The sequence below is a fragment of the Ruegeria sp. CJ9 genome, assembly GCF_056536625.1.
On the sequence record NZ_JBQFPY010000003.1, the window covers coordinates 12,215 to 27,362 of the forward strand.

Annotated in this window: 13 protein-coding genes; 1 reads left to right on the top strand and 12 read right to left on the bottom strand. The window is 53.1% G+C overall.

Annotation, left to right across the window (positions count from 1 at the left end; translation table 11 throughout):
• Positions 1-112: 112 nt before the first annotated feature.
• From rfbA to ACR0AJ_RS08240, 8 genes are all read right to left on the bottom strand, one after another.
• Positions 113-985, bottom strand: a complete 873-nt coding sequence (gene rfbA / locus ACR0AJ_RS08205) for a glucose-1-phosphate thymidylyltransferase RfbA (protein WP_170349865.1) — start codon at positions 983-985, stop codon at positions 113-115.
• Positions 982-1,833 carry a dTDP-4-dehydrorhamnose reductase gene (gene rfbD, locus ACR0AJ_RS08210; protein WP_170349866.1) on the bottom strand — a complete coding sequence of 284 codons (852 nt, stop codon included), beginning with the start codon at positions 1,831-1,833 and terminating at the stop codon, positions 982-984. Before rfbD ends, rfbA begins: the two co-directional genes overlap by 4 nt.
• Complete coding sequence (gene rfbB, locus ACR0AJ_RS08215; RefSeq protein ID WP_170349867.1) at positions 1,830-2,870, bottom strand: dTDP-glucose 4,6-dehydratase; 1,041 nt, start codon at positions 2,868-2,870, stop codon at positions 1,830-1,832. The genes rfbD and rfbB overlap by 4 nt, the downstream gene beginning before the upstream one ends.
• The gene (rfbC, locus tag ACR0AJ_RS08220) at positions 2,867-3,427 is read right to left on the bottom strand and encodes a dTDP-4-dehydrorhamnose 3,5-epimerase (protein ID WP_170349868.1); all 561 of its coding nucleotides are present in this window, start codon (positions 3,425-3,427) and stop codon (positions 2,867-2,869) included. The genes rfbB and rfbC overlap by 4 nt, the downstream gene beginning before the upstream one ends.
• A gap of 201 nt (positions 3,428-3,628) precedes the next feature.
• Entirely contained in the window at positions 3,629-3,877 is a 249-nt protein-coding gene (locus tag ACR0AJ_RS08225; protein WP_170349869.1) for an acyl carrier protein, read from the bottom strand.
• Entirely contained in the window at positions 3,874-5,697 is a 1,824-nt protein-coding gene (locus ACR0AJ_RS08230) for an HAD-IIIC family phosphatase (RefSeq protein ID WP_170349870.1), read from the bottom strand. The genes ACR0AJ_RS08225 and ACR0AJ_RS08230 overlap by 4 nt, the downstream gene beginning before the upstream one ends.
• A 132-nt stretch (positions 5,698-5,829) precedes the next feature.
• A complete protein-coding gene (locus ACR0AJ_RS08235; protein WP_480647227.1) occupies positions 5,830-6,678 on the bottom strand; it encodes a hypothetical protein in 849 nt (282 codons plus the stop codon).
• A gap of 360 nt (positions 6,679-7,038) precedes the next feature.
• Positions 7,039-8,160 carry an MBOAT family O-acyltransferase gene (locus ACR0AJ_RS08240; RefSeq protein ID WP_480640772.1) on the bottom strand — a complete coding sequence of 374 codons (1,122 nt, stop codon included), beginning with the start codon at positions 8,158-8,160 and terminating at the stop codon, positions 7,039-7,041.
• A gap of 513 nt (positions 8,161-8,673) precedes the next feature.
• On the opposite strand from ACR0AJ_RS08240, the gene ACR0AJ_RS08245 reads away from it, so the two are divergent.
• Entirely contained in the window at positions 8,674-9,711 is a 1,038-nt protein-coding gene (locus ACR0AJ_RS08245) for an SGNH/GDSL hydrolase family protein (RefSeq protein WP_170349873.1), read from the top strand.
• Between the two features lie 282 nt (positions 9,712-9,993).
• Here the strand turns inward: ACR0AJ_RS08245 and ACR0AJ_RS08250 are convergent, their stop codons facing one another.
• The 4 genes from ACR0AJ_RS08250 to ACR0AJ_RS08265 all read right to left on the bottom strand — a co-directional run bounded on the left by ACR0AJ_RS08250 (position 9,994) and on the right by ACR0AJ_RS08265 (position 14,813).
• On the bottom strand, positions 9,994-11,457 hold the full coding sequence (locus ACR0AJ_RS08250) for an arylsulfotransferase family protein (protein WP_480740565.1): 1,464 nt from the start codon (positions 11,455-11,457) through the stop codon (positions 9,994-9,996).
• Between the two features lie 232 nt (positions 11,458-11,689).
• Positions 11,690-13,183 carry a sulfotransferase gene (locus ACR0AJ_RS08255; RefSeq protein ID WP_480647229.1) on the bottom strand — a complete coding sequence of 498 codons (1,494 nt, stop codon included), beginning with the start codon at positions 13,181-13,183 and terminating at the stop codon, positions 11,690-11,692.
• On the bottom strand, positions 13,180-13,443 hold the full coding sequence (locus ACR0AJ_RS08260) for a hypothetical protein (RefSeq protein ID WP_254428500.1): 264 nt from the start codon (positions 13,441-13,443) through the stop codon (positions 13,180-13,182). The genes ACR0AJ_RS08255 and ACR0AJ_RS08260 overlap by 4 nt, the downstream gene beginning before the upstream one ends.
• A complete protein-coding gene (locus ACR0AJ_RS08265; protein WP_480740567.1) occupies positions 13,440-14,813 on the bottom strand; it encodes an arylsulfotransferase family protein in 1,374 nt (457 codons plus the stop codon). Before ACR0AJ_RS08265 ends, ACR0AJ_RS08260 begins: the two co-directional genes overlap by 4 nt.
• Positions 14,814-15,148: the final 335 nt, after the last annotated feature.

The following is a 15,148-nucleotide window of genomic DNA, read 5'->3' on the forward strand; positions in this document are numbered from 1 at the left end:
AAATTTTCACCACTTCTATTTCATTTCACCCAAATCCCAAGGTGCATTTTTTGACTTTATACAGCAAGGCTTGCGGCCCCCTGTTCAATGCTCCCTTCTCTCAGCCGGTCTGTTATTCCAACAAACCGTCCAGATAAGTCCCATACTCATTCTTCGCGAACATCTCGGCCCGCTGACGTAACTGCGCGTCACTGATCCAACCCAGTTGCCAGGCTATCTCTTCGGGGCATCCCGTCTGTAACCCCTGACGTTCTTCAAGGGTGCGCACAAAATTGCCGGCATCCAACAGGCTGGCATGGGTGCCCGTATCCAGCCAGGCATAGCCCCGCCCCATGGTTTCGACCCTGAGATGACCTTTTTCCAGGTACATCTGCAGCAAGTCGGTGATCTCCAACTCGCCCCGCTGTGAAGGTTTGACCTGTCGGGCGCGCTGAGGTGCCGAACCATCCAGAAAGTAAAGGCCGGTAACGGCATAGTTCGAAGGAGGTACCGAAGGCTTCTCGATAATCTCGCGTGCTCGTCCATCCGAGTCAAAAGCAACCACGCCATAGCGCTGAGGGTCGGCCACGTGATAGCCGAACACAGTCCCACCCTCGGCATGCCCATCCGCGGCGGCCAGCAATTTGGGCAGGCCGTGGCCAAAAAAGATGTTGTCCCCCAGAACCAGCGCCGAAGGCGCGCCGGCAAGAAATTCTTCGGCCAGAATATATGCCTGCGCCAGACCGTCAGGGCTGGGCTGCACCACATAGGTCAGGCTAACCCCCCACTGGCTGCCATCCCCTAGCGTGCGCTTGAACTGGTCCTGATCCTGCGGGGTGGTGATCACACAAATGTCGCGAATACCGGCCAGCATCAGCACCGACAGCGGGTAATAGATCATCGGCTTGTCATAAAGCGGCAACAGCTGTTTCGAGACGGCCATCGTGATCGGATAGAGGCGTGTACCCGATCCCCCCGCAAGTATGATGCCTTTCCGTGTACTCATGACGCGTTTTCCAAATCTTGCAAAATATCCCTTAACCCCTGCCGCCAATCAGGACGTGTAATGCCAAAAGTTGTTTCCAGTGAGGAACAATCAAGGCGGGAATTCAATGGGCGTCTGGCGGGGGTGGGATATTCGCCGGACGGAATGTCCGTTACATCACAATCAATCTCTAATTCGGCAAAAATTGCCCGGGCAAACCCGGCCCAACTGGTGTCTGGTGCGCCCGCAAAGTGGTAGATACCCGTTTTGCCCGCATCCTTGATCAGTTGCTGCGCCATGAACAGACAAGCCGCCGCGATGTTCCGTGCGGGCGTCGGGCCGCCGATCTGGTCGGCCACAATCGACAACTGGCCTCGTTCGGCTCCAAGCCGCCGCATCGTCTTGACGAAGTTGTTGCCATGGGCCGACACCACCCACGAAGTACGCAGGATGCCGTAGGCCCCTCCGGCCTGCTTTATGCCTTGTTCTCCTGCAAATTTGGAACGCCCATACGCCCCCAACGGTCTGGTGGGATCTGCGGGTTTCCACGGGGCGTCCCCCGAGCCGTCAAACACGTAATCCGTCGAAATAGAGACGAAAGGGATGCCTAACGCCGCACATTCCCGCGCCATCACAGTGGGAGCCGCCGCGTTGATGACGGTTGCAAGCGCCTCTTCTTCTTCCGCCCGGTCAACGGCCGTATAGGCCGCCGCATTGATCACTGCCTGTGGAGCCGCCGCGCGGATTGCCGCTGCACAGGAGGCGGGCTGTTCCAGATCAACCTCAGAACGGTCGAGGCATGTCACACCCGCATACGCCGCCAGTTCCCGCGCCACCTGCCCGGTTCGGCCAAAGACAAGGATGGTCATGCTTTCATACCCAATCGCTTGCCAACGCCGTCGCGGTTCTGCAGCGCGCGCCACCAGCTTTCATTGTCCAGATACCACTGAACGGTCCGCTCCAAGCCTTCTTCAACACTGACAGAGGGTCGCCAGCCCAGTTCCTGTCGAATACGGGTCGGGTCGATAGCATAACGCGCATCATGACCCGGACGATCAGCGACAAAGGTGATCAGGTCGCCATAGGGCGTGGCCCTGGGGCGCAGACGATCCAGAATACCGCACAGCATCTGCACCAGTTGCAGGTTGGTGCACTCGTTTTCACCACCAATGTTATAGCTGCGCCCGATCTGACCTTTCTGGACCACCAAAAGCAGTGCTTCGGCGTGGTCTTCCACGTATAACCAGTCTCTAACATTGGACCCGTCGCCATAAATCGGCAATGGCTTACCCTCCAGAGCGTTCAGGATGGTGACCGGGATCAGCTTTTCAGGGAAATGATACGGTCCGTAATTGTTCGAACAATTCGTCAGCACCACCGGCAGGCCATATGTTGCGCACCAAGCGCGCACCAGATGGTCGCTAGCGGCCTTGCTGGCCGAATAGGGCGAGCGAGGATCATAAGGCGTCTCTTCGGTGAACTGACCGGTTGACCCCAGCGAGCCATAGACTTCATCGGTGGAGATATGGTGGAACCGGAAGTTGTCTGACCTCCCCTGCCCTTCCCAATATGCTCGGGCCGCTTCAAGTAGGGTATAGGTGCCGGTCACGTTGGTCTCGATAAAGGCACCGGGCCCGTCGATCGAGCGATCCACATGGCTTTCAGCCGCAAGGTGCATGATCACGTCCGGGGCATATTCCGCCAGCGCCCGGTTCAGGGCCGCGCGATCCCGAATATCAGCCTCTATGAAGGTGTAGTTAGGTTCATCCGCCACCTCGGCCACATTGTCGAGGCAGGCCGCATAGGTCAGCGCATCCAGATTGACCACCTGATGCCCATCCCGAACCGCCCGCCGCACGACGGCCGATCCGATAAAGCCCGCACCCCCTGTGACCAGCAGCTTCATGGCCTGCCCTCCCAGACAAATGGGCTGTCGAATTCGGCTAATATGGGGGCCACTGCGTCCTTGTCAGACAGCACCGGGTCGCCGGTCAGGCCCCAATCCACACCGCAACTGTCCCAGCGCACTGTTGCCTCGCACTCGGGTGCATAATAGTCGGTGCATTTATAGCAAATCTCAGTATTGGTTTTCCGCGTGACAAATCCGTGCAAGAACCCCTTGGGCACCAAAAGCTGTTTTCCGTTCTCTGCCGTCAGATCAATACCCAGCCACCGCCCGTATGTGGGTGAACCTTTGCGGATATCGATCACTACATCAAACAATGCCCCCTGCCCACAGCGCACAAGCTTATCCTGCGCATGGGGCGGCGACTGGAAATGAAACCCCCGCAGAGTCCCAACACCAGCAGAAACCGAATGATTATCCTGCACAAAGTCCAGGACGATCCCATGTGCGCCCAAGGTTTTTCGGTTCCAGGATTCAGAGAAAAAACCGCGCTCATCCCCGAACCGCTTAGGCGTCAGGATAAGGACGCCAGATAAGGCGGTTTCTTCAATCTGCATGCACTCAAAACCCGTGTTAACACAACATATTATTAGCAATTGAATACAGGGCTGTCATGAATGGGCGCGCGAATAGAGCAGATCATGTTGCACCCAAAGACCAGCCCACACTTTGATCAAACAGGTGGATCGATCACCGCGCATCGGCAACGTGCCGAGTAAATCCGTCACCAACTGCATCGAATCCTGTTCGTGGAGGCGTCAAGTTGCAACGCGCTTTATTATCGCCGACACCAGATCGCCCACATTTTGGAGGTTCGCAACCTCACCGGTGCTGAACTGAAGCCCTGGAAAAGCTTTCTCGATGGCGATCAGCAACTGGATGTTCGTCAGGGAATCCCAATCCTCAATCGCTTCGGCCGTGGTCTCAGGGCTCAAGGTGATCTCGTCATCCTCGAAGACGTCCTGAAAGACCGATGTTAAACGCTGCCATACCTCACTTTCGGTCACGCAAAATCCTCCACTATTTCAATGCTGACTGGAAACGGTTCGAACCCTGCAAGTGTTCGGCTCCAATTTGTACCACTTTGTTCCGCAGGACCGTCCTTTTCAAAGTTAAGGTCGGCATAGAGGTTTTCGACCAGGCCGTTCTTTGCCGTTGGCCGGTAGAGACCCCTTACATTTGCAATCCCTCGGCGCACGGCTTCCTGCAAAAGATAATTCGCCATAGCAAACTCGGCGCCTCTTTTGAAAACGCGGCAGCTCATCAGCCAAAGATCGAGTGTCAGCGTGTCACCCACAACAGATCCTGCAGCTACGCTGATGAGGCCATTGTCACCAAAGCTGTCCTTCAACCTCATATACGCCGTAAGCGTGCTGTCACTGGCTGCCAGTGCCTCTACCTCGGATTGCGTCATCCGTTGGGTAGTCAGGTTAAACTGATTGGTTTTATTGATAAGCTGCGTAATCCGGTCGAAATGCTCTGGCTCGAACGGGCGGATCACCGCTTTCTGATTCAACGAGCGCAGATAGCTGTCATAGTCTACTGCGCTTTCCGCAAGCTCGGTACGCGATCGATTGGCTGCGTATTGTTCGGATTTCTTGCGGTCCTCACTGGTAATCTCGATTGTCTCAAGCCAGCCGGACCTGCTTAGAAGATATGGGTATTCCGAAGGATCGTCGCCCACTTCCAGAACACGCACTTCCGGTAAGCTCTGCCGTACCAAAGCACGCTCCGCCGGGTTGTCATCGACAAATATGATCGCGTCGAGCCCGATGTTCAGTTCCTTTGCGATGGCTGCGATACTATCGGGCTTGGGTCCCCAGTTTGCCTTGAACGACACGAAATCGGCGAATTTCAACGCCATGTCATCCAGCGTATCGAATGGCGCGCGCGCGTTGGCGTCTTCGTTTTTTGAGGCCACGGCAAGAAGAATGCCACGCGCCTTCAACTCAAGCAGATAGTTTTGAAAGGCCAGGAAGGCCTCACCTTCAGCGCTGCCCTGGCCAATCTTGATGCCATTCACCCCATCGTCACCGACAATTCCGCCCCACAGGGTATTATCCAGATCCAGCACGATACATTTCGAAGTCTTGCCGTAGATGGCCGCGATAATCCCAGCCATGTCGCGCACAAGCGGGATCATGCAATCGAATGAGACAGGTTGTTTGGCATGGTACCAAAAGCGGGGGTCAAACCATTGTTGGACCCCGTATTGGGCCGAGAGAAGCTCCAGGTCCAGTGTATGGACATATTTTGGTGCCCGCTCCGTCAAAAGCTGATTGATCCGACGCACGAAATTGGTTCGGTCCCAAGGCAGGCGACGGCTAAGGTGACCGGTCGATGAAGTCGGTGGCAGATGCAGGTTGCCAAGGATGATTTCAGCCCCGGATTCCCGATTGAACGTTGCGCAAATGTTGTTCAGCCACAGGTCAACAAACCGGTCGGCCAGCTTTGCCACGCCCGCCTCAGTATCCCCCACGGCTGGCCATTCAGTGATATCTGATGCCCCAAGCAGAAGAACTGCAATCTGCGGAGAGAACTCGGCCGTAGCACTGGCAGAATCCATAAGCTCGGAGACATGAGTGTTGAAGTCCGGGCGGTGAATGCGGGCGCGAAGGCCAAAGCTGTCAAGCTCTGCACGAAGAGGAAGTTCAAGGAAGTCCGTTGTTGCGCCGCTCAGAAGCGCAACCCGCAATTCGGCGCGCCCGTCATCGCCGGCGGTCCGGTCGATCTTGCGCCATTTGCGACACAACGAGAGATAGTCCTGAATGGACTCAGTCGCTCGCAGAGAACCCAGAATCCGGGTCCGCGTTTGTTCGTCGGGCATAGCTGTGTCAGGGGAAAAACTCCCTGCCTTTACACCTGAAACCATTTAACCTCCCCCAAAATTCAGGGTAATTGCTTAACTAGTAACACTATAATCAATCACTTCGACAATAAATTCTCTTTCCCCCTCACATTAATTCAATAATGACTGAATCCAAGCTGTTACGTGGGCCGTCAAACGCTGTGACCCTTCTGGTATGGTGTGTTCAGCATCGAAAAATTCACTATCGTGCGCAAAAACACTCAGATCGAGAAACGGTGCTTGACCAATGCCGTCGTGGATCGCTCCGAGATAGTCGTCATACTCGAAAGTAAATCGTTCGCGGGAATATGACCGCTCGGGCATATTTACGACTGCGACGCCTATGCCATGCGCATCAAGGAACTCCATAAGCTGGCGCAGACGTTCAGCTGCAGCGCCGCTATTCTTGCGCGCATCCCAATCGAAAACGGACTCCCACCAGCCGCCTGACATAAAATTAGCAAGATCCGCTTCGCTCAGGCCAGCACTTCTGGCAAATTTGTAAGGTGATACAAGCCTTCCCTGCCTTTCGACCTGCGATTGCCACATATTCAGCAACCCGGTTTGGCGCAAGACAGACTCGCCAATGGGCCATTCTTCGAACTCGCGACCCCAATAGGCAGCCCAAGCACGCAGCGCAGACCTGAAACGCTCGGGCTGCTTTCCGACAAAGCGGATTTTGGCCCGCGCAGCGCCAAATAGCGATTTTTTGTGCAGCTCAACCCCGTTTGGACCAGTTGTCACGAACCAGGGGCTGTAGGTATCAACAATTGATTTAAAAGGCCGATCGGGCGGCAGGTTGGCAATGAAACGGGGCCCGAGGCCAAGGACGACATAATCCGGCAACGCGTCTTCACCGTATGCTGCCTCGATCAGTTTCAGCGAGATTGTCACGTCTTCAATCGTGCCCAGACTGATCCCCCCCTGATAGATGTGATAATCGGGAAACGCCTCCTGCACCTGCTCCCATCGCAGGTTCTCGCGTACTGTAGAGGGGCCAGCCAACATGATGACGGGTTTGTCCTGGACCACAAATTGCGACGGCAGCAGAAAGCGGTACCAGCTTTCCTGTTTATATGGGAACATGAAAAAGCTGCGCTCGGCGCTGATGGCCAGCCATGTCAGCGCCGAAAAGACCAACACAACGACGACCCCAATTGTCCCAAGGGCCGCGAGCGAAAGGCGCAGTTTCCTAGAAACCCGTGTAGACAAAGTCGACCTCCGTCGCGGAGAAAACAAAAAGAATACCAACAAGCGCGGCTGCGACGAGAATCTTCATGGTCATCCGAACAGACCGATTGGGGAAAAGGGCCGACCACATCACAAAAGACCTTTCAAAAACGCAATGACGCTTGGTGTGTCCAACTGGAAGAACAGGAACGCAAAGGCAGCCGCGTGCAAGGTAATCGCCATTCCGACTACCCGTCCGGGCCAGCTTGCCCTGATCTTTCGCAGCCGTTTTTTCCCAAGGCGCGCCACCAAAACGTGATCCCATATCCGATAAATCGCGAGCCACGTCCCATGCACGAGACCAAAGATCAAAAAACCGATTGTGGTGCCGTGCCAAAGGCCAGAAACAAGCATGGTCAGCATGGCCGCAATGATCCCGGCAGCCAGCGGCAAACTGGCGAATGAACTGGAACTGAGGGCCTTTTTATACACCGGGTTGAACACGTAGTCCGTTAACCACAACGTGAGAGTTCTGTGCTGGCGGAGCCAGAAATCAGCGATGTTCTGGGCAAAATACGGGTTGTTGAAATTCTCGGGTGGCCGAATGCCCATCAGACTGCCGATACCGATCACGACGTCGCAGTAGCCGGAAAAATTCATATAAAGAAAAAAGTAGAAGGCTACCAATTGAAGCCAGAATTCACCCAAACTCAACGCAAGGACATCGGTGTTGGGCTGTAGCGCAAAACGGAAGATGAATGTTCCGATGACGTATACTTTGACAAGCCCCCAGAGAATTCTCAGCCCGGCATCAAGATGAGCTTCATACGTCATCTCGATGGCTTGGGTACGATCTGCCCATTGGTCGCGAAAATCCTGATACCGTTGGATCGGACCCATCATGAACGTTGTAAACGCCAAGAGGTAGTTGGGATAAACAGCGGGATCAATGCGGTCGATGACACCCGACCGGGCATCAATCATGACATGCAAGATACGAAACAACAGAAAGCTCAAACCAACTGTTTGCAGGAATGACAGGCGTGCTGCTTCCGGCAGGAACAATCCCAGGAATTCATAGTCCAGCATGTAGATAAAAACGAGGACCAGCAGAGTTGCCGACAGAATTGCCGCCCATCTGGACGCCGTAAGATGCACCCGGGTCAGCCCCCACCCCAAACCTGAAAAGAACAAAGTTGAAGCCAAACCGATTGGACCGAGAAGCGCAAAAATGAAGGCGATATTGGCGCCAAGAAAGCCGACCGTCCGCACAGGCCCTGTCGAAGACGCAACCAAGATTATGGCAAACGCCGAAAACAGCAGGAATTCCCAAGATAGCAAATCTATGAACATTTCACTCTGAACTAATACTCAAAACCGAATACTTTTCACCCTTTCCCGCGTGCCGACCCCTGAAAACATCAGATACTGAAACCAAATAGTTTCAGCACAGATCGGGCCGTGTACAGGTACACCATTTGTCAGTTTCATAGCATTTTTGAGCAAGTCAATGGAATCCTGACGTTGTTTCCAATCAAGCATCATTGTCTCATTCTCAGGCGAAGAGATGAAAGGCATGAGGAACGAGGCCAAAAGGACAAAAAAGGCCACAGACCAACGCGGCTGGCATTCTGAGTGGCAGACAACATCGTTCCCTTGACGCGGCATTTTGTGCTATGAGCGGAATGTTACTTTGTTAAAGGGTTTGTCGTGTTGCGGATTAAAGGTCAGGACCAGTCGAAGGCAATAGGCAACAAAATAAGCTGTGGGTTGGACTGAAACCGGATGTGGCGCGTCGTTGCTATAAATGCCTTGATCCTTGCGGTTCTTCTGATTGGTCTGGAAGCCACGCTTGCCTGGCTTGTCACGCGGGAGTCTCCGACGGGCATCCGCGCAGTGGACCGGCTTGCGCAAAAGATTTACTGGGCGAATGTCTCGTATGTTCAATACCTTCCGGAATGCGCACGCTACGATTCTGAGCTGGGCTATACGTTGCAGCCCGGCAATTGCACCTTCGAAAACACTGGCTTTTCAACCGAGCTTGTCGTGAATTCAGCAGGATACCGCGATGATGAGGCGTCTCTTGATGCGCCCGAAATCGTGGTTCTTGGCGATAGCCAGGCAATGGGTTGGGGTGTCGGGCAAGGAATGACCTTTGCCGACGTTATCGAGGCCGAAACCGGGCGCAAAACGCTGAACACCGGCGTGTCGTCCTATGGCACAGTCCGAGAGCTTATGACGCTGGACCGACTTGACCGCAGCAACCTGAAGACAGTGATTGTCCAATACAGCGACAATGACGGCTACGAAAACCGACGCTATCTTCACGACGGCACGCTGTCTGCTATGTCGCAAGAAACCTATGCCAAACTCGTCGCCGAAAACGAAGGGACAGGCGGAGGGTTTGGGCATTACTTGCCCGCCTTCCTTAATGAGCTTCGCTGGCGTTTCATTGGCGGCGAGGATGGCGAGGATGAGCAGTACGATCTGCAAATGGCAGACCTGAGTGGCCCCGATGTGTTGATCGAGGTTTTGGCCAATTGGGATTGGGGCCCCACCCCACCGCACCTGATTGTATTCGACGTGAACACAGGCGGTCGGGGGGGGCGTTTCACCGAAGTCCTCTCGACCTCGCCAGACCTCGACCTTTTGCGCGCAAAGGTATCTGACTTAACGATCCTTCATACGCCGGACATACTGGAGCCCGAGGACTATCTTTTCCCGGACGGGCATTTGTCGGAAACGGGTCATCAAAAGCTTGCCCGTGCGATAGTTGAGAACCAAATTTTTGGTCAAGCAGACTTAAAGTTTGGCTCAAATTGATTTCCATCAATCTGTTTAATCTACGCCCAGGGATCGAAAGGTGATCTTTTTTGACTGAGCGAGGCGCAAATAGCCCATCGAGAACCTGAGCCCCCTTAATTGAACCGATCTACTTCGGCGATCAGAAAATGGACAACAACCGACAAAAGCCAATGGAAATTTACAGAATCTACGACGGGTTGATGGCCTTGCCGGAGAAGCGACGAAACTAACGGACGCGACGCGCAATGACCGCCAAACCAAGGTCTTCCCACCCACCATCGTGTTCGATGCAACCGTCAATTATTGGTTATGATTCCTATCGCTAGCTCTTGGCTGAACTGCTCCAATTGGCACTGTTCCACCCAACACCGTTTCCACAAAATCCCGGGACACATAGTCTGCGCCTAGAGTTTCCATTAAAGCGTAATTGACATCTGTGACTTGGCCAATGCGACGTTGGAACGCTGAGAGACTAGTTTGATTAAGGTATTCCCAAATTGGTCTGCCTTCCAATAAGTCAACTTCTAAAACCTGGCCAGTTTCGGAAACCGATACGAGCGCCCGTTCGTTGTTCTCGCTTAATCTTACTAAGCCCTGCTCTTTTGAGAACAGATAGTGTTCTGTATCACCAGCCAATGGGAAAAGGGATGTGCCCAAACCAGATACAGGGTCTATTTCGAGTATACGAGATCCACCTTGCGACGCGAGACCACCAAGATTGTCGAACAGTACGAAAGTGCCGCGCTCTGTGACGACTGGCGAATGCTGAGCAACCATTGGCCCCATTATGACACGATGAATAGTATCATCGTGCCGATCGACAACAATTAGTGAGCTCGAGGATCGTAGTGACATAGCAATATCGCCCGCCTCTGCCCCCTCAATCTTAGCAGCGGTTGCTTCATTTATCTCCACAACCCCATTGATGTGATAAGGGTCACACCCTTCGCGCACTGAGTACGCTAGCCCCATCAGCCCATTTTGTACAAAAAGATCTTCAAACCGTACCGCACGTATTCTCTCCCCAGCCCGATCGAAGATTTGGAAACCCTCCTCGTAAACCGCTCCAAGTATTGAACAATTGGTTTCGATCCGAGTGGGTCCAACATACTGTTCCGGAGGCTGCTCAAGTTGAGCCCAAGGTAAAAGGGCCTCGCCGTTGTCCGCAACATAAGGCCAGTGATGTGCGTGATTAATAAAAGACCAGAGAATTTTGCTGTTCCGATCAATTCGCATCGAACCAATATGGTAAGGGAACATGTTTTTGGCCTGAAACGTAACAACCAGATCACCGTTGTCGTCTAGGTCAACTCCCAACACATTCACATTGTCTCTTCCGGGTTGTCCGCTGAAGCCTTCAAATTCTTGCCCATCAAAAAGGTCTGCTCTCGACACGCTCCAAGTGTGGTATACGTTCCCCTGGCGATCCATTATCCAGGCGATGCAACCGACCTCCGGACAGAGTTCGGGCTGTTCCTCGAACCCACCTGTAATCAGCAACAGATCGTCGTAGTCCCTAGGTTCAACAAGCCAGGTTGTCAGATCTTCCTTTGGGACTGCTACATATTCCACCTTTCCGAAAATTTCTTCTTTGGCTTCAAGTTTTCGCCAAGCGTCGTATCCTGCTTTGGCTTTTTGCAGAATTGGAACAGGAAACCATTCATATTTGTAGCTGACTACTCCGTAGATATACGCTCCGCTCAAAATCGAAAGCCCAAACAACACCGCGGAGAAATGTTTCTCCAAAAATCGTACTAACTTCATTTGCATTACCAATCCCGAACTTAACGAAGCAATTAAAGGCCATTTTGCTTGAACTCACGTACAACGCGATGTTCATTGCCAGTTCATATTGAGGGCAAATAATGTGAAGGTTAGCGCGACACACGCTGCCTGGAACAAAAATGCTCTCGGCGATTGAATGTATGACTTATTCCGCTTGAAGCAGGTCAGCAGGAACTTGTTCTCAAAACTTGTAGTTCTATTCGTACCAGTCTCAAATCACGTTTCGCAGCAGGTTCCGATGGGCGCATTCTTCCAATGCTTCATAGACATCTTGCGCGGCCTTCAGGCAGATGGGGTCGAAATGTTCTGCGGCAGCCACGTCAGGCTTCGAATGAAAATACTGTTCGAAACTCTGGCCATCAGACGAAAGCTCAAGGGTGTCATACAACCCCTCCATCGTCGCCTGAGGCGATGCGCGCAAATCGTCCTGCAGAAGAAAGATACACCTATCCTTGTACTCAAGCAGTTCCCGAAAGGCGCAAGTCCAGTATTGCAGCCAGTAATCAGGTGTGTGGGTGTCCTTTTGCGTCGGTTCCATTCCGGAAAACAAAAAGGGCTTATGCAGATTGCCGAACTCGAAATGACCAATATCGGCCATGTAGCGGGTCACAAAATTGTCCTGGGTTTGCAGCTTGCTAAAGTTATTGTGTTGCCGCAGTAGGGACTCAGCATGGCTTTCAGGACGTCTTACGGGAACCACGATCCTGCAATCAGGAAAGGATTTCAGCAGATAGGGAATCCGGGCAATGTTGGCATTGTTCTTTGAACAATAGCGTGTCTTCTCAACGCTCTGCGGCCCGGCCTGAAGATTGCGCGCCCGGATAATGCTGCTCATGTGGTTTTGTAGAAACCGGTCGGCCTGTTCATTTGTATCCCCGGCCTGCCACAGCGGGATTGAGGCTTCCTTGTACCTCTCTGGCCAGAACATTCTCCAGATCACTTCCTCAAACGCTTCTGCGCTTTCAAGGTCGATCTCCATTCCGTCGCCGTGGGCACGCTGCCGTCTGCGCACCCCGCGTCTCTTGCCGCCGGCCAGCTTGTTCCACAGCACAGGTGCCGTAACAAAAGGCATATCCCGATACGTGTGAGTCGCCACTTCGGGTGCATCATGAAGGGCGTTGAGAACCGCTGTGGTGCCACCACGCGCCAGGGACGTCACAAAAATGGGTTGCGAAACGTCAGGCATCGGAGGGCGCGGTATCAGGCGCGCCTCGGCCCGTGCGGCCATTTTCTGAACCCCGGGGCCGGAAAAGGCTAAGTTGTGAACGAACTGATCCACAGGCGAATATTGGGGGCCGCTATTCTCTGCCGCTGCATCGGTACGACGCAGACGGTTGACGATCTTCACCGTTGCAAAGGCCAGGATGGAAACGATGACGATGTAATCCAACCGCAGCATGACATCCAGAACCGCGCTGCCGGGCACCAGGCCCACAAAATCCGCCAGCAAGATGGGAAGGCCCGCCGCAGCCAACGCCACAACAATGCGCCCTGCCAGGTTTAATCCCCCTAAAATTAACTGACCCCCTGCCCGCCGCGCTGCAACTTCTTTGGCATCGTCAGACAACTGGTTGTCAAACAGGGCGGCCACACCCGCCATGCTTGCACCAACAATCCCGCGGGCAATATCCGCGATATTCGTCCACCACAAAGCAAGAATGAACCCCGCCACCGCCAAAAGCGAAACGGCAACAGCCTGTATCATTGCGCCGCGTCGGTCTCTTTACCTGCTTCAGCCGCGACTTTCTTGCCGCGGAGCAATCTCTTCAACGGAAACCAGACGAGCCCGACAATAAGAAAGAGGCCGCCCAGCACCACAGCAATCGTGACCGCGACCGCGCCTAACCCGGCACCGGGCCCGATATAGGCGTGAGCCGGGCTTGCCTGAATCAGAAAAGACAGCGCTCCGGTAAGACAAAGCGGGATCAGACGTTCTCCTACCCAGATTCTCCTGAACCATTTCATTGCATGCATTCCTTCCAATCAGTTTCAAAATAACTCAATGGGTAGAGTTTTGCATTGGTGATCTCACCCACAAATTCAGCATCGTATTTATTAATATATTCCCAGGTCACGTTTCCGGCGCCGTCCACTTCTAGCACTCGGCCCGCGTCGAACTCCGTGATCAGAAGCCCGCCGTCCTCCAAAACCTCATGTTGTCCCCGAATGACCGATAACATTTCCTGACCGGGCTTGTTGCCGAAGACAACTTCGGTCTCTCGTGTGACCGGGTCAATAATCACAATGTTCGTATCTCGAGGCGCAGCCAACCTTGTCTTCTTGTGCTTGTCGTATGAGGTCAGATAAGCATTATTGTTGAATATCGAAATTTTACCGTCAGGGCGAAACTCTGGGTCGTGCTGACGAATCCATGGACCGGTCTGGTGCCATTTCACCACCCGTGAGGCAGGGTCAACTACGATGACAAGGTTCAGCCCTCGCATCGAAATAACCCAGTCACCGGCATTGAAAATTGGAAACTGTTCCGCCAGTTCAGACGGGAGTTCATCAATCTTGTTTGAATGAAGCAGCTCGTTCCGAACCACTTTTGCGGATGTGATCTCTTCATTGTTTGCTGTAAGCAACGCTGTCAGACCGCTGTCCATGATCATGCCTGGGATCGATACCCTTTCTAGTACCTGGCCATTGTCATCAAGCCTCAAGACCACGTCTTCCCATATCAAATCGTTTGTCGCCGGTGTCGAAAACGGCGGAAAACGGTCAACAACCTCGGCCGCATTCCAAACATTGCGGCCAAGCGTCAGGTACCCGCCTGTTTCCGATGCAACCATCGAATGATGTGTTTTTTCATCCAACCGCCAGAGTAGATTGGAACACTGATCCAACTTGACCGTTCCGCAATACTCGTAGTTGAACACAAGCTCACCCTTTGGCGTTAGCAACGCGCCGTGCACATCTGTCAACAAAGGGGCTGTAAGGTGGGCACAGGGACGATCTTGAACATCGGGGTAATGTTGAAAGTAGTCTAGTGTCCACTTTCGGATCACACTGCCGTCTCGCTTCACAAGCCTCGCCTGGTTCTCTCCTTCGAAATATCCCATCAGCAGGATCGCATCCTGGCGGTCAGGGTGTTCGTTTACCATGACGCCGTCGCCTTGACCGCGTGACGGTTGAAGATGCTGACGGTATGCTCTGGCTTTGAGTGACAAAGCTTCATAGACGAACAGGACATTATATGCCGTCCGAAATTGCGGGGCCGGAGGCCAATTTTTCTTTTGCGCAAACATCCCATAAAGAACAGACACACAGATAACCGAAAAGACCAGGCAAACCCGGAACAGCCGTTCTGGCAACTTTTCAAAGGCAGGCTTCATTGTCTGTTCTTCAAACTCTGTAACACGACACTCAACACCAAGCAAAAATTACACCTTGTCATCGAAACTAAACCAGCTTGCAAAAATTACGAATAACAGACGCTCATATTGCAGCGATTTGGCAACAACTTTGCGAGATCAGTTGTATTATTGCCAATTCAGATGCCTATGTAGGCGCAAGTTAAAAGGTGACCCAAACCCTTCAATTGCCCGAAAAAGCGCACGAAGCTGAATGGATATGCCGCAAAATGGGCAGTGTGAGTTGATTAAAGCTTGATCACCAACAGACAAAATTCCAACTTTGTCACACAGATTGTAGCTTAGGATTTTGAAAT